17 protein-coding genes and 1 other RNA gene are annotated in these 22,301 nt (G+C 38.6%); 6 read left to right on the forward strand and 12 right to left on the reverse strand.

Features of this window, described 5'->3' with window-relative positions; genetic code table 11:
- Window positions 1-116 precede the first annotated feature (116 nt).
- From NCWK1_RS06210 to ssrA, 5 genes are all read right to left on the reverse strand, one after another.
- Window positions 117-3,056 carry a two-partner secretion domain-containing protein gene (locus NCWK1_RS06210; RefSeq protein WP_103124103.1) on the reverse strand — a complete coding sequence of 980 codons (2,940 nt, stop codon included), beginning with the start codon at window positions 3,054-3,056 and terminating at the stop codon, window positions 117-119.
- A gap of 193 nt (window positions 3,057-3,249) precedes the next feature.
- Window positions 3,250-3,738, reverse strand: a complete 489-nt coding sequence (locus NCWK1_RS06215; RefSeq protein WP_103124104.1) for a hypothetical protein — start codon at window positions 3,736-3,738, stop codon at window positions 3,250-3,252.
- Window positions 3,739-4,133: 395 nt separating this feature from the next.
- Complete coding sequence (locus tag NCWK1_RS06220; RefSeq protein ID WP_103124105.1) at window positions 4,134-4,706, reverse strand: DUF2996 domain-containing protein; 573 nt, start codon at window positions 4,704-4,706, stop codon at window positions 4,134-4,136.
- Between the two features lie 291 nt (window positions 4,707-4,997).
- Window positions 4,998-6,035 carry a threonine aldolase family protein gene (locus tag NCWK1_RS06225; protein WP_103124106.1) on the reverse strand — a complete coding sequence of 346 codons (1,038 nt, stop codon included), beginning with the start codon at window positions 6,033-6,035 and terminating at the stop codon, window positions 4,998-5,000.
- 169 nt (window positions 6,036-6,204) lie between these two features.
- Window positions 6,205-6,594: a transfer-messenger RNA gene (gene ssrA / locus NCWK1_RS06230) on the reverse strand.
- Between the two features lie 177 nt (window positions 6,595-6,771).
- Here ssrA and NCWK1_RS06235 point away from each other — a divergent pair.
- Both NCWK1_RS06235 and NCWK1_RS06240 read left to right on the forward strand, forming a co-directional pair.
- On the forward strand, window positions 6,772-7,365 hold the full coding sequence (locus NCWK1_RS06235) for a MarC family protein (RefSeq protein ID WP_103124107.1): 594 nt from the start codon (window positions 6,772-6,774) through the stop codon (window positions 7,363-7,365).
- Between the two features lie 473 nt (window positions 7,366-7,838).
- Entirely contained in the window at window positions 7,839-8,642 is an 804-nt protein-coding gene (locus tag NCWK1_RS06240) for an SDR family NAD(P)-dependent oxidoreductase (protein WP_096581234.1), read from the forward strand.
- A 7-nt stretch (window positions 8,643-8,649) separates the two neighbouring features.
- Here NCWK1_RS06240 and hetI read toward each other — a convergent pair whose 3' ends face one another.
- From hetI to yidD, 6 genes are all read right to left on the reverse strand, one after another.
- On the reverse strand, window positions 8,650-9,381 hold the full coding sequence (gene hetI, locus NCWK1_RS06245) for a 4'-phosphopantetheinyl transferase HetI (protein ID WP_103124108.1): 732 nt from the start codon (window positions 9,379-9,381) through the stop codon (window positions 8,650-8,652).
- A 43-nt stretch (window positions 9,382-9,424) separates the two neighbouring features.
- Complete coding sequence (locus NCWK1_RS06250; protein ID WP_103124109.1) at window positions 9,425-9,817, reverse strand: carboxymuconolactone decarboxylase family protein; 393 nt, start codon at window positions 9,815-9,817, stop codon at window positions 9,425-9,427.
- A gap of 199 nt (window positions 9,818-10,016) precedes the next feature.
- Window positions 10,017-11,219 carry a hypothetical protein gene (locus NCWK1_RS06255; RefSeq protein WP_146033952.1) on the reverse strand — a complete coding sequence of 401 codons (1,203 nt, stop codon included), beginning with the start codon at window positions 11,217-11,219 and terminating at the stop codon, window positions 10,017-10,019.
- A 57-nt stretch (window positions 11,220-11,276) separates the two neighbouring features.
- A complete protein-coding gene (locus tag NCWK1_RS06260; protein WP_096581240.1) occupies window positions 11,277-12,002 on the reverse strand; it encodes a hypothetical protein in 726 nt (241 codons plus the stop codon).
- A 901-nt stretch (window positions 12,003-12,903) separates the two neighbouring features.
- Window positions 12,904-13,920 carry a sulfate/molybdate ABC transporter ATP-binding protein gene (locus NCWK1_RS06265; RefSeq protein ID WP_096581242.1) on the reverse strand — a complete coding sequence of 339 codons (1,017 nt, stop codon included), beginning with the start codon at window positions 13,918-13,920 and terminating at the stop codon, window positions 12,904-12,906.
- A gap of 182 nt (window positions 13,921-14,102) precedes the next feature.
- Window positions 14,103-14,624: a membrane protein insertion efficiency factor YidD gene (gene yidD / locus NCWK1_RS06270; RefSeq protein WP_096585394.1), complete on the reverse strand. Its 522-nt coding sequence runs from the start codon at window positions 14,622-14,624 to the stop codon at window positions 14,103-14,105.
- 178 nt (window positions 14,625-14,802) lie between these two features.
- On the opposite strand from yidD, the gene chlP reads away from it, so the two are divergent.
- From chlP to NCWK1_RS06290, 4 genes are all read left to right on the forward strand, one after another.
- A complete protein-coding gene (chlP, locus tag NCWK1_RS06275) occupies window positions 14,803-16,059 on the forward strand; it encodes a geranylgeranyl reductase (protein ID WP_096581244.1) in 1,257 nt (418 codons plus the stop codon).
- Between the two features lie 538 nt (window positions 16,060-16,597).
- Window positions 16,598-17,539, forward strand: coding sequence for an NACHT domain-containing protein (locus NCWK1_RS06280; RefSeq protein WP_222838775.1), 942 nt, complete (start codon window positions 16,598-16,600; stop codon window positions 17,537-17,539).
- A gap of 26 nt (window positions 17,540-17,565) precedes the next feature.
- Window positions 17,566-18,674, forward strand: a protein-coding gene (locus NCWK1_RS06285) for an IS630 family transposase (RefSeq protein ID WP_103123660.1) whose coding sequence is annotated in 2 segments (ribosomal slippage) — window positions 17,566-17,977 and window positions 17,977-18,674 — 1,110 coding nt in all. Because the reading frame shifts where the segments join, the coding sequence is not laid out codon by codon here.
- On the forward strand, window positions 18,607-21,000 hold the full coding sequence (locus NCWK1_RS06290) for an NACHT domain-containing protein (protein ID WP_187308068.1): 2,394 nt from the start codon (window positions 18,607-18,609) through the stop codon (window positions 20,998-21,000). Before NCWK1_RS06285 ends, NCWK1_RS06290 begins: the two co-directional genes overlap by 68 nt.
- 470 nt (window positions 21,001-21,470) lie before the next feature.
- Here NCWK1_RS06290 and NCWK1_RS06295 read toward each other — a convergent pair whose 3' ends face one another.
- Window positions 21,471-22,214 carry a response regulator transcription factor gene (locus NCWK1_RS06295; RefSeq protein ID WP_096581246.1) on the reverse strand — a complete coding sequence of 248 codons (744 nt, stop codon included), beginning with the start codon at window positions 22,212-22,214 and terminating at the stop codon, window positions 21,471-21,473.
- Window positions 22,215-22,301: the final 87 nt, after the last annotated feature.

Here is a 22,301-nt window from a genome sequence, read left to right on the forward strand (position 1 = left end):
TAATTAATTTGTATAAATTTCAGTCTACCAAGGGGCAGCGGAAAACTGGTATGTGAAACGTTAAGAGTTGCAACAATACTTCAAACTTTTTCTCTGCAAATTTGAACTATCGGCAATTATTTCATCGCTGTTGCTTTGGGACAGGCGTAAGCATTAGACTTTAAAGGATTATCAGCTGTCCCAGATACATCAGAAATGAGAGTAACTTCCCCGGCACCATTGAAGACCCAACCATTGGCAGGTACAATTGCCACGGTTTTGTTTACAGAAGGTGATTTCGTAGTTACGGGTTGATTTCGTCTAGCGATAATCTCTCTTCCGCGAGTATCTGACCACAGAACATCATTCCCCAGCACTTCATAAGGATTGTCAGGTAATCCACCACGTCCCGTCACAATAAATTGGCTATTGTCATTCTCGTCGTCTTTTGAACAATCAGCTGCCAGTAATGTTGAGCTATCAACAACTGTAGCAGGCAATTCACTTAAGCCTTGGATAGGATCAACTTCTGGGGTAGTAATAGTAACTTCTCCATTGACTCCCAGTTGAGAACTAGCAGTAATATCACTAAACCTTGTGTCTCTAAAACGTGGCGTAATCCCAAAAATGCTTTGCGCGGTAATATCTACTCTGCCACCCCTACCATTAAAAGCATTGGCGCTAATGTCGCTATTTTCACCAGAGACAGCAATTAAAAATATAGTGTTGATATTGATGTTTCCCCCATTACCCCCCGCGTTAGCAGTACCTGCATTGGCGGAAATACTACTACCATTTCGCAGTAATACAATATCTCTCACATTGAGATTAATATTTCCCCCTTCACCAGCAGTTGTCCCCGTTGTAATTGTGCCTTGCTCATTTAGTAGTAAAGAACGAGCATTTACTGTGATATCCCCAGCACTGGCGCGTTCACGACCTCGCACACGAGCAAATAAACCACTATTAGCACCGTCATTATTAATTGAGTCACTACCAAATTCTGCCAAACGCGCTGCAAAAGTAGGATCGCTACCAGCAATACTCACCCTATTTTTTGCTTCGATAGTAATGTTACCTGCATTCCCAATATTGGAAGCACTAGTCAGAATTTGACCACCATTATTTAAATCAACGGTATCGGCAATAATATTAATGTTGCCGCCAGTACCTGCACTACCACTACTGGCGCTCACTAATGCTCCATCTGTTATCTGCAAACTCCGAGTTGTAATGTCAATATTTCCCGCTTTACCAATCGCATTACCCACGGTGTCAGTAAATAAACCTGAAGTGTAAAATCTGAATTTTGGGTCTGGAGAAAATCCTACTAATTTGACCGAATCAGTAGCATTAATTTGAATGTTTCCACCATTTCTTGACCCAGTGGTTGCAGATGAAATTGCTGCACCATTAGTTAAAGTTAGGTTTCTAGTATTAATATCAATTAGTCCTGGACTAGCCATACCATCTACTGGAGTTCCAATAAAACTTCTGTTTTTTAAGAAGATATTTTGAGCCTTAATTATTATGTTGCCAGAAACCCCTGTATTGAAGGCAGATGAGTCTAAGGAGGAGGCATCTAAAAAAATGTCTCTAGCTCGGATATTCAGAGTACTAGCATTGCCAGTACTCTCTTGAGTCGCAGTCGTGCTTATGGAACTGTTAGTTAACACAACAGAATTATTAGCTTTTATCAATACTCCATTTGTATTACCCTGTCCTGAAGAGATGGCAGTCAATCTACTATTCCCATTCGTACTACTTAAAGAAACCGAATCAGCCAAGATTTGAACACCATCTGTGTTGCCTATTGCACCACTATTAATATCACTACTAATGACACTGTTATTGCCAATAGAAACAGCACCACTCGCTTCTATCAAGATTCCACTAGTATTTCCTGTTCCATAGGTACTAGCACTCAATGTCGTATTATTCAATAATACTGACCCAGCTTGAATATGAATACCGTCAGTATTACCTGTGGCTGAAGAGAAAATATTGCCCACATCACTATTAATGAAACTATCATTCAAAAACAGTAATCTAGCTTTGATATCAATACCGCCAGTATTACCTGTGGCTGAAGTAAAAAAGCCTCCAAGATTATTGGTTATGTTACTCTCTGTAATATTTATCCTTTCTGTTGCATCAATGATAATATCTCCCGCCTGAGTTCCATTATCGGTCAGACCACCTGTTAGCTGACTACCTGTAATTTCTATATTTCTGCCATTGATTATCAAACTACCGCCACTATTAGAACTCACATTCACATTGGCAGATCCTTTGATAATTGAAATATCGCCTCGCGTTAAGTTCTGGGGATAATTCAAACGCAGATTCTGATTATTTGTATTCAGTTCTACACTTCCTTGTCCGGTTACTGCTCCTAATTCAATTCTTCCACCTGGAGCAGATAAATGTCCGCCATCTAAGGTGACACTACCACCTAATAACAATAAGCTTTGACCATTAGGAACTGATAGACCAATTACAGATGGTGTGGATAGATTTTGATATGTAGATTTATTGGTAATAGATGAACCAATAATTTGGTTGAATAAAAAAGCCGAAGGATTGACTGTAAGCAATGCTGGATTATTGGGGACAGAAGCATTGAAAGAACCTTGATTGCCAAATGCGATCGCATTTGCTGTTGTAGCCACAAATGAGCCACCAACATTTAAACTAGCATTAGAGCCAAATAAGATTCCATGAGGATTCAGCAAAAATAAGTTTGGACTACCAATTCCAGAAGTTTTGAGAGTCCCGAAAATATCAGAACGGCTTCCACCCGTTACCCTAACTAAAATATTTTGAATATTTGCACTAGGATTTATAAAATCTGCTGTGTGCATTTCAGGAATACTAAATTTCTGGAAACTATGAAAAAGGTTATTACCTGCTACAGTACCTGCTGTAATTTCCCATGTCATATTATTGGGTGTAACAACAGAACTTTTAGGTATTGTTGTATCAGGAATAATTTGAGCTTGAGTAACGTTTATCGGAGTCAGACAACACCATATTATGCCACTAACTAAGCAAGAGTTAAAAATGTAATTCTTCATTATGCTGTGTGCCTGAGTTAATTGTTAATGTATTTAAGATAGGTTTGTGATAAATAACTGAGCAAAAATTAAACAAATAGCTATTATTTAGTGATAGTTAATCACACTTCATCTTCCTCAAATTTAGGAGCGAACAGATGCTCGCTCCTACTGAGCTTTTCAAAAATTAGATCGGACTGCTATATTGTATTGCCTAGGATGGGCAAGTTTGAGGCGAAACTTGGTAATTAACCTTGTAACCTTTAAAATCCATTGTGTTTGAAGACACAGTTGCAAAATTCAGAGCAGAAAGTGTTTGCTGAGTTTGAAGTTTTGTAACCGCATCAGCAAATTGTACGGTTGTTGTTGTGGTAAAACAGGTGTCAAGATTTAGTGGTAATTCTTCTCCTGGGGCGAGCGATAAAATGCTAGTTTTTTTGACACTAGTCCCTTGGAGTACAACAATTACTTGACCTGGCTGAGTACTAGAATTTTTTATGGATGTTACGCGCATTTGACTTAGACCTAATAGTGCTATAACAATGGGCTTCTGCATAACATTTTGATTTACAAATACCATTTGTTCGGGAATTATACTTGTAGATTTAGCTGCTAAGGCAGTATTTCCTGGAAATATTAAGGTTATAGTTAGAATGACTACAAAAAACAATTTCAATAGTCGATTTTGCCAAAATTGAAACATATTAATAACTCCTGAATCACAGCAATGAATTTTTCCTATCAGTTATAAAATAATGTGCTGGTTACTCTATTTTGAGAGCTACACTATTCATGAGATTTAGTGTGTTTTACATTACTCTGTCTAACTGATTTGATATATAACTAAGGCTTGAATTTATACTACTTTTAAATCCAGCTATTTGCTGGTTAAATTTTGTATTTTTTTTAAATAAAAATAATTTAAAATTTGTTGCACTTCTCATGGTGTGAATTGCCAAAAGGATATTAAAAAATCTCAGAAAGCAAGAGGAAAGCTCAAATTAGTTTCTTTCTCTTACTTCCTGAGATATGTTTCCTTTGACAAAACAAAGGATTGGTTTGTAACAATAGTTTACGGAATTATTCTTTGCCGAATGTCTAATTTCTACCTAACCATTTTTGACTATTCAAGCGCCGCACTAAGCCAAATACCAACAAGTCAAGGGTAGTTTTGCGTTCGTCAATTAAGAATGACTCAAGAGTGCTGGTTTTTTTGCCTTCGTTGCATGAAAATCCTTTTTGCCCTTGAATATCTTCATCGGGGAAATACACGTTAAATTGACGCTGACCATTTTGCCAACTGCCAATAACTTGCCAGTATTCTTCGTCTGAGGGTAAGCCAGCGATGGGCAGTTTTTGTTTAGCAAAAGATAATTGTAAATCTTTTACGCCTTCCTCCGCGATCGCCTTTTGTAAAGCTGGTAAGTACTCTTGCTGGATAAACTCTGGAAATGGTTTATCTTCAACGGCTGGGGCTTTCTCTTTTTTCGCGGCTTTAGCAGCAGCTGGTTTTTCTTCTCCATCTGCGGCTTTCGCGGCGGCGGGTTTAGCAGCGTTAGGGTTAGCTTTAGGGTTGGCTGCTTTGGGGTCTGGCGTGTTGGCAGTAGGTATATCTGTGGCTACTGGTTCGCTGGTGCTGGGAACTTGATTGTGATTGGTTTCATCTGCCATTGCTCAGGTCAATCCTTTATCTAGCTTTCAGAGCGATCGCTCACCTTTCTGTACTAATTTATCTTGATTTTGACATATAAGAGCTAGTTGATAGTCAAGAGTTAATAGTCCATAGTCAAAAGTCAATGGTTCATAGTTAAAAAGCTTATATTTCTTCAGCAAAATTTAGGATTACTGAGTATTACTTGTATAAGGATTTAGTCTTTTCCCGGTTGTGCTGACATAGCTTAAGAGAAAAAGTTTAACAGATGATGCTAGACACTTTATTTGTTTATGATTTGTTGTACTATTTTAGGCGATCGCTGCCTGAATATCTCTCACTAACTCATCCATTCTGGCTTTAGTTGTATTCCAAGAACACATAAAACGTACTCCCCCGACACCGATAAATGTATAAAATTGCCAATTCTGCTCTTTTAACTTTTGAATAACTTGCTCTGGTAATTTGACAAACACAGCATTAGCTTCCCGCGGAAACATGATTTCTACACCATCTATTTGTAATAGTTGGTTTTCTAAATATTCTGCACATTGATTAGCATGACGGGCATTTTTTAGCCACGCACCTGTTTCTAGTAAACCCAACCAAGGCGCAGAAATAAACCGCATTTTAGAAGCTAGTTGTCCTGCTTGCTTGCAGCGATAATCAAAATCTTCTGCTAAGGCTTTATTAAAAAAAAGAATTGCTTCCCCTAAAGCCATACCATTTTTTGTTCCGCAAAAACACAACACATCTACACCACTTTTCCAGGTTATTTCTGCCGGGGTTTTATTGATTGCAGCGACAGCATTAGCAAATCGAGCGCCATCCATGTGAATTTTTAATTTATACTTCTGAGCAATTTCTTTAATCTCCAAAAGTTCTTCAATGGTATAGATAGTTCCTAATTCTGTTGATTGGGTAATACTAATAACTTTAGGTTTAGGATAATGAATATCTTGACGCTTGGTGACAATGGCTTCTATGCTTTGCGCTGTTAATTTGCCGTTTTCGCCTGGAGCTAGTAGCAATTTAGAACCGTTAGAAGCAAATTCTGGCGCACCACATTCATCTGTTTCTATATGTGCCGTCTCATGACAAATCACACTATGATATGACTGACATAATGCAGCTAAAGATAAAGAATTTGCTGCTGTACCATTAAAGGTAAAAAAGACCTCACAATTAATTTCAAATAGTTCTCGAAAATAGTCAGTTGCTTTTTGAGTCCATTCATCATTACCGTAAGCTGGCGCACTACCAAGGTTAGCTTGCAGCATATACTCTAGTGCTTCTGGACAAATACCGGAGTAATTGTCACTAGCAAATTGTTCGGCATTCATACTCATATTTTTTTGAATAACAAATTACTGAATTAATCAATGGGAAATTATCTGAATTTTAGTTTGAACTACTATAGCAGTCTTAAATCAAGGACAAACAATTTACTCTCTATTCTCTATCTCAATAAAACAAAATCCACCTAAACAATTGTTTGGTGGATTAGTTGGTTATCTTTAGTGGATCCGAGCAGAGTCGAACTGCTGTCCAAATTGGGTATTGACTCCCCGCTCATTCACAGGTTTAGCCTTTCTGACCCTCAAGGCGGGAATCGTTCATTATCCCGAACGTAGGATGCTCTGATTTAATCTTAGCTAACAAGCCAACCAGAGAACGCTTGTTAGAGCATCCGTTGGGGGTTGGTCTCTAATCCTTAACGGAGTCAAACTAGAGACGCTCGAACCTATAAGAGGCGTTTTAGGCAGCTACTAGAGCTTCCCGACGAGCAAATTTAACGATGTTATTCGCATTTACTTTTTTTTGAGCCTTTGATTTGCGAGAGGAGACTCACTCTCGACCTGAATCACAGAGTAGCGTTCGCCAACCTGTCGAAACCGTTACGGACCCAAGTGGTTTATATCTTTATTATAATTCCTAGTGAGAAAAATGTGTTACAAGATGACAAAGAAATATTAAAGGCTGATTTTGGGCGATCGCCTTTGATGGCAATATTCCTATAGATTCTAGAAAACAGAGCCAGATTCAAGGTAAGTTGTGATCGAACCTTGATCAACTCGCGCTACTGTGGATACCTCCGTTTTTGTGCAAACATTCGTTGCGGTGTTTGTCTTGGCAGATGCTGTAGGCAATGTACCAATAGTTTTAGCTTTAACCAAAGGCATGACACCAGAAGATAGAAATAAAGTGATTGATAAAGGAAGTATTGTAGCGATCTCAGTTTTGTTGTTATTTGCCTTTGCTGGTCAATATATTTTAAGTTATCTCGAAGTCAGTATGGCATCTTTGCAGGTGGCTGGCGGGTTATTACTGTTGTTAATCGCCTTACAAATGCTGCGAGGAGAACTAGATACACCCATTCAAGAAGCAGGACGGGATGTGGCAATTACACCCTTAGCTTTGCCATTATTAGCCGGGCCGGGTACGCTGACGACAGTGATGTTATTAATGTCAAAATCTCAGAGTCCCCATTTGGGTGTAGTGCTGGGTATTGTGGTGGCGATGTTGGTCACTTGGTTAATTTTGCGGTTGGCGAACCAGATTGATAAATTCATTGGGGTTGAGGGTACGGTAATTGTGACCCAGCTATTTGGTTTTTTATTAGCAGCGTTAGCCGTAGAAATTGGCAGTACAGGAATTAAAGAGTTGTTTCTACACTAATAAATATTGTGAATTTGCTGGCAAGAAATAGTTCAGAATTTTGAGCAGAAAGTAATGATTGATCGTATTTGATGGTATCAATCTATATCTGCGTTGGGAAGTAATCAGGTATGTCAGATTTTATAGATAAAGGTTCATATCTGACATATCAATTAAACAGTTGAATATAAGATAGGAATTGTTCAGCATAAAATTTTATTTATCGTATGTGAGTAACTACTTACTTATCTATCAAAAATAAAAGTTAAGTACTACTTTCATTTTGCAGAAATTGAGCAATAAATATCCTAATGCTCAATTGACATGACTGCATTGGTTTAAATTCTAACTCAAGCATTATCAAAGTATCTAAGAATTTCATATCCCATAAATCGCCTAGATACTGATTCGTCAAGGTTATTTAATTGTGATTAATGGATAACCGCTGTAATTTCATGAAAAATTAATCCAGTAGAATTCACCAATTTTCTAATATGAACACAACACACCAAGCAGAGAGCAAAAAAACTGCTCTTATCACTGGGGCTGCGAGTGGAATTGGTTACGAATTAGCCTGTATTTTTGCTCGGAACAATTATAATCTGGTATTAGTAGATAGAAATGCAGTTAAACTGACAGAAGTTTCTGCAAAATTTCAACAAGAATTGCCTATTGTTGTCAAAGAGATTGTCAAAGATTTAGCTGTATCAACAGCACCAGAGGAAATATTTAGGGAGTTACAACAAGCAAATATTCAAGTTAATGTACTAGTCAATAATGCAGGGTTTGGTACTTATGGATTATTCAGCGATACAAACTTGAATGCTGAACTAGAAATGCTGCAAGTTAATTTAGTATGTCTGACACATTTAACTAAATTATTCCTCAAAGATATGATTAAACAAGGAGAAGGTAAAATATTAAACGTAGCGTCGGCTGCTGCTTTTCAACCAGGGCCTTTGATGGCAGTTTACTTTGCTACCAAAGCTTATGTATTATCTTTTTCTGAAGCGATCGCCAATGAATTAGAAGGTACAGGTGTAAGTGTGACAGTGCTGTGTCCAGGTACAACAGCATCAGCTTTTCATGAAAGAACTGGGATGGCTGATTCCAAGCTGGTGAAGCGTCAGAAAATGATGGATGCTGAAACTGTAGCCCAAATTGGTTATGATGCCTTGATGAAAGGTAAAACCTTGGTGATTCCTGGTTTGATGAATAAATTCCTAGCCAAAATTGTCAGATTTGTACCGAGAAAGTTAGTGCCAAAAATTGTTAGAAGTATGCAGGAAGATAAATAATCATTAATTAAAAAATAGTAGTGAATTGCCAACACTTGAGATCCCAACCAGAACCAGCCACAGCCACAGCTGCATGATAATTATCAGCAGGGGTAAACTCTACAATACTCCAGTCTGCGGATGTGAGTAATTTAGCCTGTTGTGTAGGTGTGAGAGATATTTCCACTTGTTCTAATTGAGAAATTCCATCACCTGTGGCTTTTAAATAAGCTTCCTTACAAGTCCAATAGCGGAAAAATACTGCTTGTTGTTGATCAGCAGGAAGCGATCGCACCAAATCATATTCTCTCGGTAAAAAGAACCTTTCAGCCAGAGCTTCCAAATCAGATACAGATCTCACATACTCTAAATCAATCCCAATTTTGCGTGTGTAATTCACTGCACACAAAGCCAAATCCTGAGAATGTGACAAGTTAAACAATAAACCACTAGTGGCTAAAGTATCAGCCAACAGCGGTTTACCACGAGGTTCATAATCAAATCGTACTTGTTGCGGCTCGATATTTAAGTAACGGCTTAATATACTTCTCAAGCTACCGCGGCCTGCAATAAAACGTTGACGATGTTCTAGAAAACGGAATCGGTTAGCACGAGCTAGTTCATCACTAGATAAAGTTGCAGCCAGAAAATCTAGCTGTGAGTCGGGTACATCCAAGTCAATTCGCCAGAGATGAACTTCATTTGGCAATAAAGTTACATTGCTTGATGTTGGTAGCCATAGAGAATTCAGACTAGTCATTTGAGTTATACATAGCCACAAGGTTTTTCAACTAAACTCCTTGTTATGACTTGAATTGTTCATCTACCGGAATTTTATAACCATTAGCCAAGCGATTAGTCATATTTGCCGTGCCAATAATTGCCATTAGTTCCCCAAACATCTCATCGTTCATCCCTTTAGCACGGGCGGCAGCAGTATGGGAAGATATACAATAATCACAATTATTTGTCACGCTCACAGCAATATAAATCAACTCCCGTACTAGCGGATCAAGTTCACCAGGGCTAGTCATCACTTCTTTGAGTGTTTGCCAAGTGCGTTGCAAAGTCGGCGGATGATTAGCTAAAGCTTTCCAAAAATTATTAATGTAGTCTGTTTGGCGTGTTGCCCGGATATCATCATAGACTGCTCGTACTTCGTCGCTGGCTTCTGCGTATTCAATTAGCTTGGTCATAATAATTTAACTATTTTCAGTTTTGTCCGTATGCCAATTTTTTGATTTGGCATTTTGGCACACTCATATTAAAACGAATAGGTATTCTATGGAAGTGGGATATTTTTAGGTGAAAAGTACTAAATTAAATTATCCCTCGGCAAGCTACCGAGGGATTTTTATTTAAAGACAGCAATTTTTTCCAAGGTTCTACAAAAAACTATTTCAAATAACTGCTGACCTTAGCAGAGCGCTTTTTATAACTGAGTATGCACAGTAAAGGTGTCAGTAATATTATGGCAGCCAGCGTTGATGGTTCATCCACTCTTACTGGAGGTGTGGTTGGAGGTGTAGTTGGCGTTGGTGTTGGAGTAACTGGAACTGCTGGAACAGGGGGAACTGTGACTGCGGAGGAAGAACCACCATCTCCACCTAGTAGGAATAACAGAAATAAAAGTGCAGGACTGAGATATAAAGGATTAAAAGCACTGCCAGCTAAAGTGCCAACGTCTAGAGCAATGGCAGTATCCGCATCTAAGAGGAATGACTCTGGCTCTAATAAAGCTATGTTGGGGCTGAGTTCTTCGCCAACTATGGGTATACCTTCGATATTATCTAGCTCTTTGGGTGTGTCAAGTGGCACACGTCCATAGTCGCCATCTGCGGTAGATGCTGATGAATATGGAAAGGAAACTATTCTTAAGACGCTCTCTTGCAATTCCTGATCATTTCCTGCCTTCAACGCATTTAACCCACGAGAGAGGTTATTCAAATAAAACTGCGTCATGTCAGGTGGCAAATCTAAAGCACGGATCTGCTGTTCCAGATTCGGAATTTTAGATACCTCAACTAATAGTTCGCGTCCAAAAGAATATTTAAAATCTAATAACCCTTGTCGAGGACTCAGAGAGTTATCGCCTCTAGAGATTGGCGACCAAGCAAAGTTTTTAGTAACTGCTCCTAAACCAGCAACTGGACTACGGCTTACAGACTGACCCAAAACGTATTGATAACCATCCACAACTGATGGAGATTGCTTTTTCCAAAACGAGGCAAAAGGAATTTCTGGAAGTCTTTCATTGTTGCCGTAAAAAGCAGCGAAATTCTGGTAGTTTTGCTGTCCCCCAGCGGCTCGAATTACTAAATCGTAGTAACTAGGGCCACCATTCACTGCTAATAATTGTTGCAGAATTGTTCCAGTTTTATTACAGCCAGTACCACTACCCACAATACATCCGGGAATGACGAGCGCATCACTTAAATTACGGTTTTCCAGCTGATACTGGAGATACTCTCGCTCCAGTCCTCTTTGGATTTTACGCTGCCCTACATTTAGCTGTGCGTTAGCAGACTGGCAAACAGATACTAATACTGCCAAAGACGTTAACGAAATCCCTATGCTTTTGACAGTTAATTTTAACAAGATACATCTCCTGGTCAATAAACGAAATACTACTCACACGCAATTAAACAATCAGCATTATTTTTGATTAGGTTTGATATTCTCCCTCAAAGAGGTTGTTCTACCATTCTTGGTTGAGTTGGAATTGACTTTATCAGGTATTTGAATGTTGAGGGTAATTGCTGTACCTTTGAGTTTTCCGGTACTAGTATCTTCACTTGTACCAAGGGTGTGGTAGAGAACTAAAGCACGGTTGGGTTGGTCAAAGAGAAACCCACGTCGGGAAGCGGCGATTTTTCCTTCTTTGACTAGAGATATAAAGGATTCTAAATATCTACGTATACTTTGGCGATTTTCTTGATCGCCATCTAGATGATGCTCTATGAGCTTCATGAAAAAGTCTAGGGTGCGGTTGTCTTGACCTTCAATCAAGGTACCACCGTCTAAAAAAGAACTACCAATTAGCTTGCCATTTTGCTCTTGAACTTTAAATAAGGTGTAATAACGTCCTTCTTTTTTCGGGTCGTTGACATAACATACCCAGGAACCATCTTTGCTCTGAGTAAACCCTTCTTGGGCAAGGTATGAAAATAAAGAGTTACTCGTTTTGGCTTGTGGTGGTGGTAATAAATCTTCAACAGGATCTAAAGAGCAAATCCGCTGTGTTGTTGCTTGGGGAATAGTAGGAGTCTCTTGTGCATAGGCGGATAGCGAATTATTTTTTAAAGTTGTCGCACTAGATATTGCAGTAAACGCAAGTAATTGCAACGTAAATGACCTAGATAAACATGGAATTATTTTCATTTTTTTACCTTTTATTTTTGCCGTGCTGTAAATAATAGGGATTTTTAATAGATATAGGTTGAGATCTTAAATCATAGAGCTAAAGTAAGTTTTATTTATTTGAAGTTTTAGCGGTTTCTACGGGCTTCACTTGTAGCAATTGATAAGATTTCATGAAGCTGTATAAGGGTGGCATTTTTTCTAGGTGCTGTCTTTGCAGAACTTAACTAATTTTTGATAAATGTATAAATTATCTTCACTTACAATTTACTTTCAATAAGTTCTACTGACAAAAAACGTGTAAAACCTTTACTTACAGAAAAATAAACTGATATCTGAGCAATAATTTTTGAGATTTTACTTTCTTGGGCTTTTTTAATTGGAGAATATGGTTATTGATGTCACTTATGTCTGTGATTTTATTCAACAAAAAGTTTTAATAGTTACAACTTAACGTTTTTTATTGCCAATTAATTGTCATAATAATTACATGTATTCATATGTAATATATCAAACTCATGTTTTTGTTTTCCCTGGTAAGTAAGAATTCTAGATGTTTGAGGTATGCTAACCTTGTGTAATTTTTTAGTCATACTTTTATTTAAGTATTCAAAAATTATGTCCTATTATTTAACAAAAAATTCTACCATTAGGTAGAGGGCATTTATGCCTAATTGTAAGCAACTTTAAAAAATTGAACACTGGAACTGGAAGTTTAGAGGCTTTTTTCTCTAAATATTAGGAAAATATTAAGATCAATAAGTATATACTTATTTTTTTTACAAAAAAATACATAATAATGCTATCGTATGTATCTTTTCTGTTCAGTACATCTAGGCAGCAGAGAACGACTAAACCAACAATAAAATAAGGATGAAGTATCAAAGTACTTCATCCTTGCTGATTGCCTAAGTTGTTAATACTAGATTGAGTAATATACCGGAAAAGACTTGGCATCTTTGGGTTTTACGTAAACCCGTTGTTGTGGTTCTAATTCCAATTCGTTGAAGCGATCGCGTGTGAGATGGGCTGTTACCACTTGTCCATCATCTAACGTTAATTCTACCTGGATTTCCCAACCTAGATGGATCAGGCGGCTGACTTTGGCCGATGCCGTTGCACCATTGGCTTGCTTTTCAATAATCACATCCTGGGGACGCAAAAATACTTCTGGGTGTGGTGCGTCAAATCCGGCGCTTTGGAAAATTCTAGAAGAGCTAGGCAAGACATTCACCGGGCCGATAAAACTCATGACAAATGCTGAGGCGGGATTGTCGTAAATATCTGCTGGTGTGCCGACTTGTTCGACGCGTCCTTTATTCATCACGACAACTTCATCAGAAACTTCCATTGCTTCTTCTTGGTCGTGGGTGACAAAAACAGTGGTAACATGAACTTCATCATGGAGGCGGCGTAACCATGCTCGTAAATCTTTACGGACTTTAGCATCTAATGCCCCAAAAGGTTCATCTAATAATAATACTTCTGGTTCTACAGCCAACGCCCTAGCTAATGCTACTCGTTGCCGTTGACCACCTGACAATTGTGAAGGATAGCGATCGCCTAGTCCCCCCAACTGTACTAATTCTAATAACTGTTCTACCCGGCCTTTAACTTTTTTGTCTGGTGCTTTGCGAATTTCCAAACCAAAAGCGATGTTTTGCCGCACAGTCATGTGCTTAAACAAAGCATAGTGCTGAAATACAAACCCAATATTTCGCTCTTGCACACTTTGATAGGTAGAATCCTTACCTGTAAGCAAGATTCTGCCACTATCTGGCATTTCTAACCCGGCAATTAGCCTGAGTAAAGTAGATTTACCAGATCCTGATGGCCCTAGTAACGCTACTAGTGAACCACTCTTAACAGTTAGATCAACCTGATCAACCGCTTTGAAACTTCCGAAGTTTTTGGATACACTCTCAACTACTATACCCACCGCCGCTATACCTCTGCTATTAAAACTACGGCATATTGCTAGGTTTACCGTGTTATATTTATAGCATATACAGATTTTTTACTCAAATACTTGTGAGCTAAATTTAAATTTCAATGATTAAAATTAATCGGTGTTTTAGACAAATAATTTGAGGCTAATTTCCAGCCAAAATATTTAGTTTATTAGCTACCACAACTACCACAATCAAGAAAGCTACAATCAGCACCACTACAATCTACAACACTGCAATCTAGAGCGTGACAATGGGAGAAATCACAATCGGGTAAGACATTGACCAAATCAGCACAATCGCAACTTAAATCTGCACAATCTATGCAGTTAGTGCCATCACCATTACTACAAATTGTATTTGAAGATTGCTGATTATTGCTTCTATTTTCTGTTTTTGGTGGCTGTATATTTGCTTCATCTTCTGATTCTGTGGGTTCGGAATTATGTGATTGCAAGCGCAAAATCAAGTTAGCTTGTTTGCAAGCTTGAAATCGTGCGCGTGACTTGATGAACGCTATGCTTAAACCTTCTTGAGCAATCACGCGCTTGATGTATTGGGAACATGATTCGCTTCCATATAAAATTCTATGGGCGCAAACAAAGCCTTTATGCGGGGAAATATGCTTTTGGTATCCAGCAATAGCAGTAACGCTAACTTTTCTACTGAGAGAGTCTAGTAAGGAAATCTGCATAAATTGGTCGTAAAGACTAGGAGCGAGGGAAAAGATGAAGTAAGTATTCCCAATCCCTGCACCTAATTTCATACTTCATCACTTCAGACTTTAATTTTGTATCGGAATATTAAGGAATATTGCATTTCTGTCAAAACTCAGGGGTAGAGCGGCAAATCAGCCAAAAGACCGTGGTACGATGCTTTCGGTAAATGTCAAGATTGGGAGAAGACCTTTGACACTACGGGTTGCTGTTGTGGGGTCAGGCCCTGCTGGTTCATCTGCCGCCGAAACACTGGCTGCATCTGGGATTGAAACCTACCTGTTTGAGCGCAAGCTAGACAATGCCAAGCCCTGTGGGGGAGCTATCCCCCTATGTATGGTGGGTGAATTTGACCTACCACCAGAGATTATTGATCGCCGGGTGCGGAAGATGAAAATGATTTCGCCTTCCAATCGTGAGGTTGATATTAATCTGGTAAATGAAGAAGAATATATAGGAATGTGCCGCCGCGAAGTTTTAGATGGCTTTTTGCGGAATCGCGCGGCAAAATTAGGTGCAAATTTAATTAACGCCACTGTTCATAAAGTCGATATACCCACAAACAATACCGACCCTTATACAATTCATTACGTTGACCATGCTGATGGCAGCGTGCAGGGTGTTGGTAAAACCCTAAAAGTAGATTTAATTATTGGGGCGGATGGGGCAAATTCTCGCATTGCCAAAGAAATGGATGCTGGGGATTATAATTATGCGATCGCATTTCAAGAGCGCATTCGCTTACCCGAAGACAAAATGGCGTTCTACAACGACTTAGCCGAAATGTATGTCGGCGATGACGTTTCCACCGACTTTTATGCTTGGGTATTCCCTAAATATGACCACGTAGCCGTCGGTACTGGCACAATGCACGTCAATAAAGCCAGTATCAAACAGTTACAAGCTGGTATTCGCGCCCGTGCTGCCAAGAAACTAGAAGGCGGTAAAATCATCAAAGTTGAAGCGCACCCAATTCCCGAACATCCCCGTCCCCGTCGCGTCGTTGGTCGCATCGCCCTAGTCGGAGATGCTGCTGGCTACGTTACCAAATCTTCTGGTGAAGGGATTTACTTTGCGGCTAAATCTGGGCGGATGTGTGCTGAAACCATTGTGGAAACTTCCAACAACGGTAGCCGCATTCCTACAGAAAATGACCTCAAACTATACATCAAACGTTGGGATAAGAAGTACGGACTCACCTACAAAGTGCTAGACATTTTGCAGACCGTGTTCTATCGTTCTGACGCTACCCGTGAAGCATTCGTTGAAATGTGTGGTGACATGGATGTGCAGAAGCTGACATTCGATAGCTATCTGTACAAAACAGTTGTCCCCGCCAACCCCATTACCCAACTGAAAATTACTGCCAAAACCATTGGTAGTTTAATTCGCGGTAATGCCCTCGCTCCCTAAGAGCAGCAATAATTAATCAATCCAGCAGAGGAGATGGGGAGCAGATAGTTTCATAATTTATTTGCTTCTCTTCTCCTCTGTAATTTTGGCATTAAAAAAAAGACTACAGAATTAGCGGCATTTGCAAACGATTCGTCACTCAAAAAGAAGTCCTTCGCCTCATTCAGAAAGTTCGTATAATACCCCATGTCCGGTCAAAATTGGTTAGGACTTATGCAGACTCTACAATTTCTTACCGTTCTTCTCTACGACACGCTGCGCGAAGGCGACTTGGCGGTTGTATAAATTAAGCTTTTTCGTGATTTTTGCGTAAATCTCGTTGAGCGAGAAGTAGAAGTTTAATTAGTCGCCATTTGCTCTTTTTCTGTACCTAAAGGTCGCACTCATTGGAATCTGAATCTGTAGGTTGATGCTATTAAAGTACAATTTATCCTTACCAAGAGTAGATTCTACCAAAGCTTATTTTTAATAATCTAAACTGCAATTATTTAATAACTTATTTTAGGTATTACAAATCTATTAATTAAGATACAAGAGTATGGACTTCAAAGATTTACTAAAAGATTTACCAACTATCTTTAAAAGTATTAAAGATGTATTCATTAATGATATTTTTAACCAAAACCCACCTAGTTGGTTTGATCCATTATTTACCTTTGTCTCAATTTTTACAATTTTGCTAGTGTTCGTATGGGGAGGACTTTTTGTTATTAGTAAGATTATAGAAATATGGAAAGAGCAATTTATACCTTTATATTACAATCAAGAGCAGAAAAAACGCCGCCTCAAAAGACAAAGGTTTGCTGATTACATAGAGCATGAGATTCGACAGTTAAACAGCCGAGAGGAGTGGAAAGATTATCGCTTTACTGAGTTGGAAGCTGAGGTTGAAGCTGAAGGAAAGCAAGTAGGATTTTTCATACTGCCATTTTTTCCATCAACTAAAAGGGGACTACGCCGCGAAAAGTCTCTTTCTAGAGCCATTGAGTTAAGTAGTGAAAGACTCATCTTAGTAGAAGGTGAACCAGGTTCAGGCAAGAGTGTTGCTCTCCGACACGTTGCTGAGAAATTAGCTCAACGTTCGATGAAAGATAAAAATATAAAAAGTGTTATTCCTTTATATATCAATTTAAAAAAACTTGAACGTTCCTCCAAAGTAGAAATTAACAGAGATTTGATAGAATCTTTTGTAAAACAAGAGTTAAATCGAGTTAATGATCGTGATATTGAGCAATTTTTAGACGAAGAATTTCAAAAAGGTATTCAGGAAGGAACTTGGTTATTTCTATTTGATTCTTTTGATGAATTGCCTGAAGTATTAAGCTCGGTTGATGCAGATATAACGATCAGAAATTATTCTGAAGCGATTGACGACTTTTTGAGTGGATTTAATCAATGTCGAGGAATTATTGCTTCGCGTCAATTTCGTGGCCCTAATAGTCCACCAAGGAAATTTTGCTGGGTAATACCCTCTAATTGATAAACTAGTCAAAAAAGGGGTTGAGCATGGCGAAAAAGTATATTGTAGATTTAAGAGAAGAGGAAGTTTTACAATTGCAAGCAATCCTGAAAAAAGGAAAGCACAAAGCAAGAACTATCACCCGTGCAAACATTCTTTTAATGGCATCTGAGGGAGAAACGGACACGGCGATCGCTGCCGCAGTTCGAGTTCATGTTGCCACGGTGGAAAGGACAAGAGAAAAGTTTGTGATTGGCGGATTGGAGTTTGCTTTAAAGGATGGGGAACATCCACCAAAAACCAAAAAATTAGATGAAAAACAAGAAGCATTTCTGATTGCGACTGCTTGTTCTAATCCACCAGAAGGAAGAGTGCGTTGGACAATGCAATTATTAGCAGATCATTTAGTAAAAGTTGGTATTATAGATTCAATTTCCGACGAAACAATACGCCAAACGCTAAAAAAAATGAAATTAAACCGTGGTTAAAAGAACAGTGGTGTATTCCCGAAGTTAACGCAGAGTATGTGTTCAGAATGGAAGATGTTTTGGATTTGTATAATGAGCCGTATGATCCAAAAAAACCTACACTATGTCTGGATGAACGCCCATATCAATTAGTAGAAGAAGTAAGACTTCCTTTGCCACCAGAACCAGATCAGCCTGAACGTTATGATTATGAGTATAAACGCAACGGTGTTGTGAATCTATTTGCCTTTTTTGAACCTTTAGCTGGGTGGCGACATATTGAAGTCACACAACGTCGTACAAAAGCGGATTTTGCAAAACAGTTAAAAGATTTAGTAGATATTTATTACCCCCAGGCTGATGTGATTCGTTTAGTTGTTGATAACCTAAATATTCATACTCCCAGTGCATTATATGAAGTTTTCTCTCCACAGGAAGCACGCCGTATTATTCAAAAGTTAGAGTTTCACTATACTCCCAAACACGCTTCTTGGCTGAATCAAGTAGAAATTGAATTATCCGTTTTATCTCGCCAATGTTTGGAACGGCGTATTCCCAATGTAGAAATATTATCTTCTGAAATTGCTGCTTGGGAATCACAGCGTAATCAACAAAAAGCCAGTGTTTATTGGGGTTTTAAAACCAAGGATGCACGTAAAAAAATGCAGCGTTTATATCCAAGCATTTAACCCAGCAAAATTGCCTTGGTGGACTACTAAACATTTGGGTTGGCCTCGGTTTCGCATTTTACCGCTAGAAAGTCGCCGTTGGGAACTGATTCGCAAAGCCGAACTTGAACCAAGGATAGAGAAAGAATTAAGCGGACGACTCAGAATTGCGCCTCAAGAAATTCAGGATATGTCAAAGAATCCGATGTTTTTAGGTATCTTATGCGAGGATATGCGAGATGGAAGTCCTTTTCCCGAAAATACCCATAGTGTATTTGAAAATTATTTAGAAAAGAGACTTACCCGCGACACGGATCGTTTGCAAAGGCGTTTTAAGCTTACGCCTACTGAGGTAAGAACAGCAGCAGAAAAAGTTGCTTTTTGTATGTCTATAGATCCTAGTTTAGGACTTAGCCCCAGTCGTGAAGGAATTCGGGGGGCAATGAGTCGGCTTGGTTTTAAGTTAAAGGGAAATTTAGATCAATATCTTAATGCCTTAGAATATCTCAAACTGGCACGTTCTGAAGCTGAAATAGTAGCAGGTGACTCCCAATTTTTTACTTTTGCTCACCGTCGGTTTCAAGAATACTTTGCTACCTGTATCGTTCTGAGCGATCTGAATCGGATTAGTCCTAGACAGTTACTAACTGATGGTCGCTGGCGAGAAACAGCAGTTGTGATTTTTCAGACTCAGCCCCCCCAAGTTCTTGCCCCCATTTTGGCAGAGGCAAGATATTTACTTGATGAAATAAGTAGCAATACACCTGGATTAATTAATGATCCAGTCGGCTATGTCAATCATCAAGCAGTCAATAAAAATCTCTCAGTACCTAAATCTTTTCCTTGGACTCCAGGTCTACTCCCTCTACTAGCACTTTTACAAGATGGATTTATCAGTCGAATTAAGGAGTTACCTGACGATATTCAAGTGCAAGCAGCGCGTTTCCTATTAACAGCCAGTAGTAAAGGAACTCTTGCCGATCAGAAATGGAGTTTGGAAGTAGCAGGAATTACACCCCAACCTGTTTTACTTTGGTTGCTCCGTCATGGCTTTGCTAGTGAAAGCCAATGGTTAAGAGAAGTTGCCTATCGACAAACCGCCAGACTTAGCCAGATTCCTGATGATATTGGGGCAAGTATTCGCGAAGCACTTGTAAGTTTATTTGCTCGTAATCGTTTGCATAAGGAATTTTTTGCTACTCATGCACATCTATCTCGACTCGATCAATCCTCGCAGTACATAAACACGTTAAGGCTTTTGCAGTGGATTTCGCGTATTGATATTATTCTACACATCGGAGTATTTATTTGTCTAATTGCATTATTAATATCTTGGAAATTTGATGACTTTTATTTGAATGCTATTTTTACTGCTTCTATTTTCTTAATATCTCATTTTACATTGCAAGAACTTCCCTCTTCGATTCCTTCTTCATGGGGTAGGACATTATATTTTCAACAAAGTTATACTAAAAGGTATTATAGTGTTGATTCTTCACTTAGTTTTTCACTATGTATTCGTTTGATATTTTTTCCATTGCTTTGGTCTTATTTTGCTATATTAGCAGCTTATACAGGGCAATTTAATGAGCCATTATGGTGGTTTTTCTTAATTTTATTTCCCCTGTTGTATTTGATTACTAATTTTAAAAAACTTCTAGGTTTTATTTCCAATAATATTTGCAAATATGGCTTTTCTTATTTTATATTGTTACTTTTGATTTTATTTATTTATAAAAACAAGGAAATAATATTTATTCCTTTAATATTAATTACTTACTCAATTTTTGTTTTTTGTTTTTCTATTTTTGTTTTGTTTATAGGGATAAAATCTTCTATTTTATGGATGCAAGACTGGATTAAATGGCAGAAGTGGTTAAAAATGCGCCCATCTCCCATGTCAGCACAAGAACTACTAAATTTAATTACGCTATACCACCACACAGAATTTGGTAGAAAGTTAGTTATGATAATCCGTGAAAGAAATTCTCTAATTCCAACAGAAGATTCAGAACAGTTGATCAATGAATTAGCTCTTACTTTAGAAAAATCGCTCTTTCTTTACAAGCGAAAAGAAAAGATAAAACAAAGACAACGGCGGATTTTTCAAAAAAAACCACTTTATGCAGTCAAACTCTTATTGATACAATTCAAATTATTGAGGCAATCCCCACAAAATCGGACTAAGGAAAGACTCAATAATAATTTAGGTTCTCAGTTTTTTAATGTTTGGCTACAGCAATACACTCTTAAAAACAAATTACGACTGGTAAATCTGGGTAGTGAATTCCTTGATGAGATTTATATTCTTTTAGAACAAGTACGCGCTAGACAACAGAAATTTTGATATTTTAGGTAACCTAAACTTCTCACTAATGACCAATTTGGGTTAAATATAAAGTAATTACAGGATGTGTCAGAATTATTTATTCTTACTTATAAAAAGGATATACATGAATCATCGATAATAAGCAAAATTTCAGCCTGTTGCCTGTTCCCGATTCCTTGTTCCCTTTTAAAATTCAGATGATTGACACTCTCTAAAAATTTCTTCAAGAGAATGCCAATATTTTGAATGAGTACAGCGCTGTTTTTACTCGTGGCGGTATAAGCGCTGTACTACTAACAAAATCCTATTTCGTCTACCAAGCACTGCCCTCCACTAAAGGATGCCTACTGGAGGGTAGATTTTTGTAGCGTCATGTAGGCGAAAGTAGAGTTTTCCTTGGTAAAACCACTAAACCTCATTCCCCACAACATGACACACAACATGAAGGATTAAGTAAATTTAGGGTGGAGGTCAAGGAATATAGCGGGTTACTCAACAGCTGATGCAGAAGCCCCCTCAGCTGATGGAGGGACACTGGGTAATTCTAGACAATATCCTGCACCGTATACCGTCTTGATGTAGCGAGGGTGGCGGGGATCTGGTTCGAGTTTAGTTCTTAAATGGCGAATATGGACTCGGATAGTCTCAATGTCATCATCAGGATCGTAACCCCAAACTTCCCGCAGAATTTCGCTAGGAGAAACTGTCTGTCCGTGGCGTTGCAGCAAACAGTGCAGTAACTCAAATTCCAAGTGAGTAAGTTTCACAGTTTCACCGAACCATATTGCCTCAAACCTTTCGGGAACGAGGGTTAATGGCCCATAGTTGAGAATTTCACTGTGCTTGGCGGCTTGGGGAATGCGGTCAGTTCGGCGCAATAAAGCCCGCACCCGCGCCAGCATTTCTTCTACTTCAAAAGGCTTGGTGAGATAGTCGTCTGCGCCAGCGTTGAAGCCTTCCACTTTATCTTGAGTTTGACTTAAGGCAGTCAACATCAAGACGGGAATTTCCGCCGTTCGTTCGTCCCGACGTAGGCGTTGGCAAACTGTAAATCCATCTACTCTCGGCAGCATTAAATCAAGCATGATCAGGTCTGGTTGTAGCTGGAGAGCTAACGCTTGACCTTTGATACCATCTTCAGCTTGACTGACATCATAGCCAGCCATTTCTAAATTGACGGCAACAAGCTCGGAAATTGCTGGGTCATCGTCTATGACTAGAATCCTCGGCATTCTTAAAAAAATTATTGCTACTTATTAAGGAAAAATAAGAATCTTTGGTCGATACAAAGATTTCTGTCTTGATTATAAAAAAGATTT

The sequence above is a fragment of the Nostoc cycadae WK-1 genome, assembly GCF_002897135.1.
In the GTDB taxonomy this organism is placed as follows: domain Bacteria; phylum Cyanobacteriota; class Cyanobacteriia; order Cyanobacteriales; family Nostocaceae; genus Nostoc_B.

Excerpts from the sequence above, each read along its gene's own strand:
- NCWK1_RS06210 (WP_103124103.1), bottom strand. The coding sequence starts at position 3,056 with ATGAAGAATTACATTTTTAACTCTTGCTTAGTTAGTGGCATAATATGG.
- NCWK1_RS06215 (WP_103124104.1), bottom strand. The coding sequence starts at position 3,738 with ATGTTTCAATTTTGGCAAAATCGACTATTGAAATTGTTTTTTGTAGTC.
- NCWK1_RS06220 (WP_103124105.1), bottom strand. The coding sequence starts at position 4,706 with ATGGCAGATGAAACCAATCACAATCAAGTTCCCAGCACCAGCGAACCA.
- NCWK1_RS06225 (WP_103124106.1), bottom strand. The coding sequence starts at position 6,035 with ATGAGTATGAATGCCGAACAATTTGCTAGTGACAATTACTCCGGTATT.
- NCWK1_RS06240 (WP_096581234.1), top strand. The coding sequence starts at position 7,839 with ATGAACACAACACACCAAGCAGAGAGCAAAAAAACTGCTCTTATCACT.
- hetI (WP_103124108.1), bottom strand. The coding sequence starts at position 9,381 with ATGACTAGTCTGAATTCTCTATGGCTACCAACATCAAGCAATGTAACT.
- NCWK1_RS06250 (WP_103124109.1), bottom strand. The coding sequence starts at position 9,817 with ATGACCAAGCTAATTGAATACGCAGAAGCCAGCGACGAAGTACGAGCA.
- NCWK1_RS06260 (WP_096581240.1), bottom strand. The coding sequence starts at position 12,002 with ATGAAAATAATTCCATGTTTATCTAGGTCATTTACGTTGCAATTACTT.
- yidD (WP_096585394.1), bottom strand. The coding sequence starts at position 14,624 with ATGCAGATTTCCTTACTAGACTCTCTCAGTAGAAAAGTTAGCGTTACT.
- chlP (WP_096581244.1), top strand. The coding sequence starts at position 14,803 with ATGCTTTCGGTAAATGTCAAGATTGGGAGAAGACCTTTGACACTACGG.
- NCWK1_RS06280 (WP_222838775.1), top strand. The coding sequence starts at position 16,598 with ATGGACTTCAAAGATTTACTAAAAGATTTACCAACTATCTTTAAAAGT.
- NCWK1_RS06295 (WP_096581246.1), bottom strand. The coding sequence starts at position 22,214 with ATGCCGAGGATTCTAGTCATAGACGATGACCCAGCAATTTCCGAGCTT.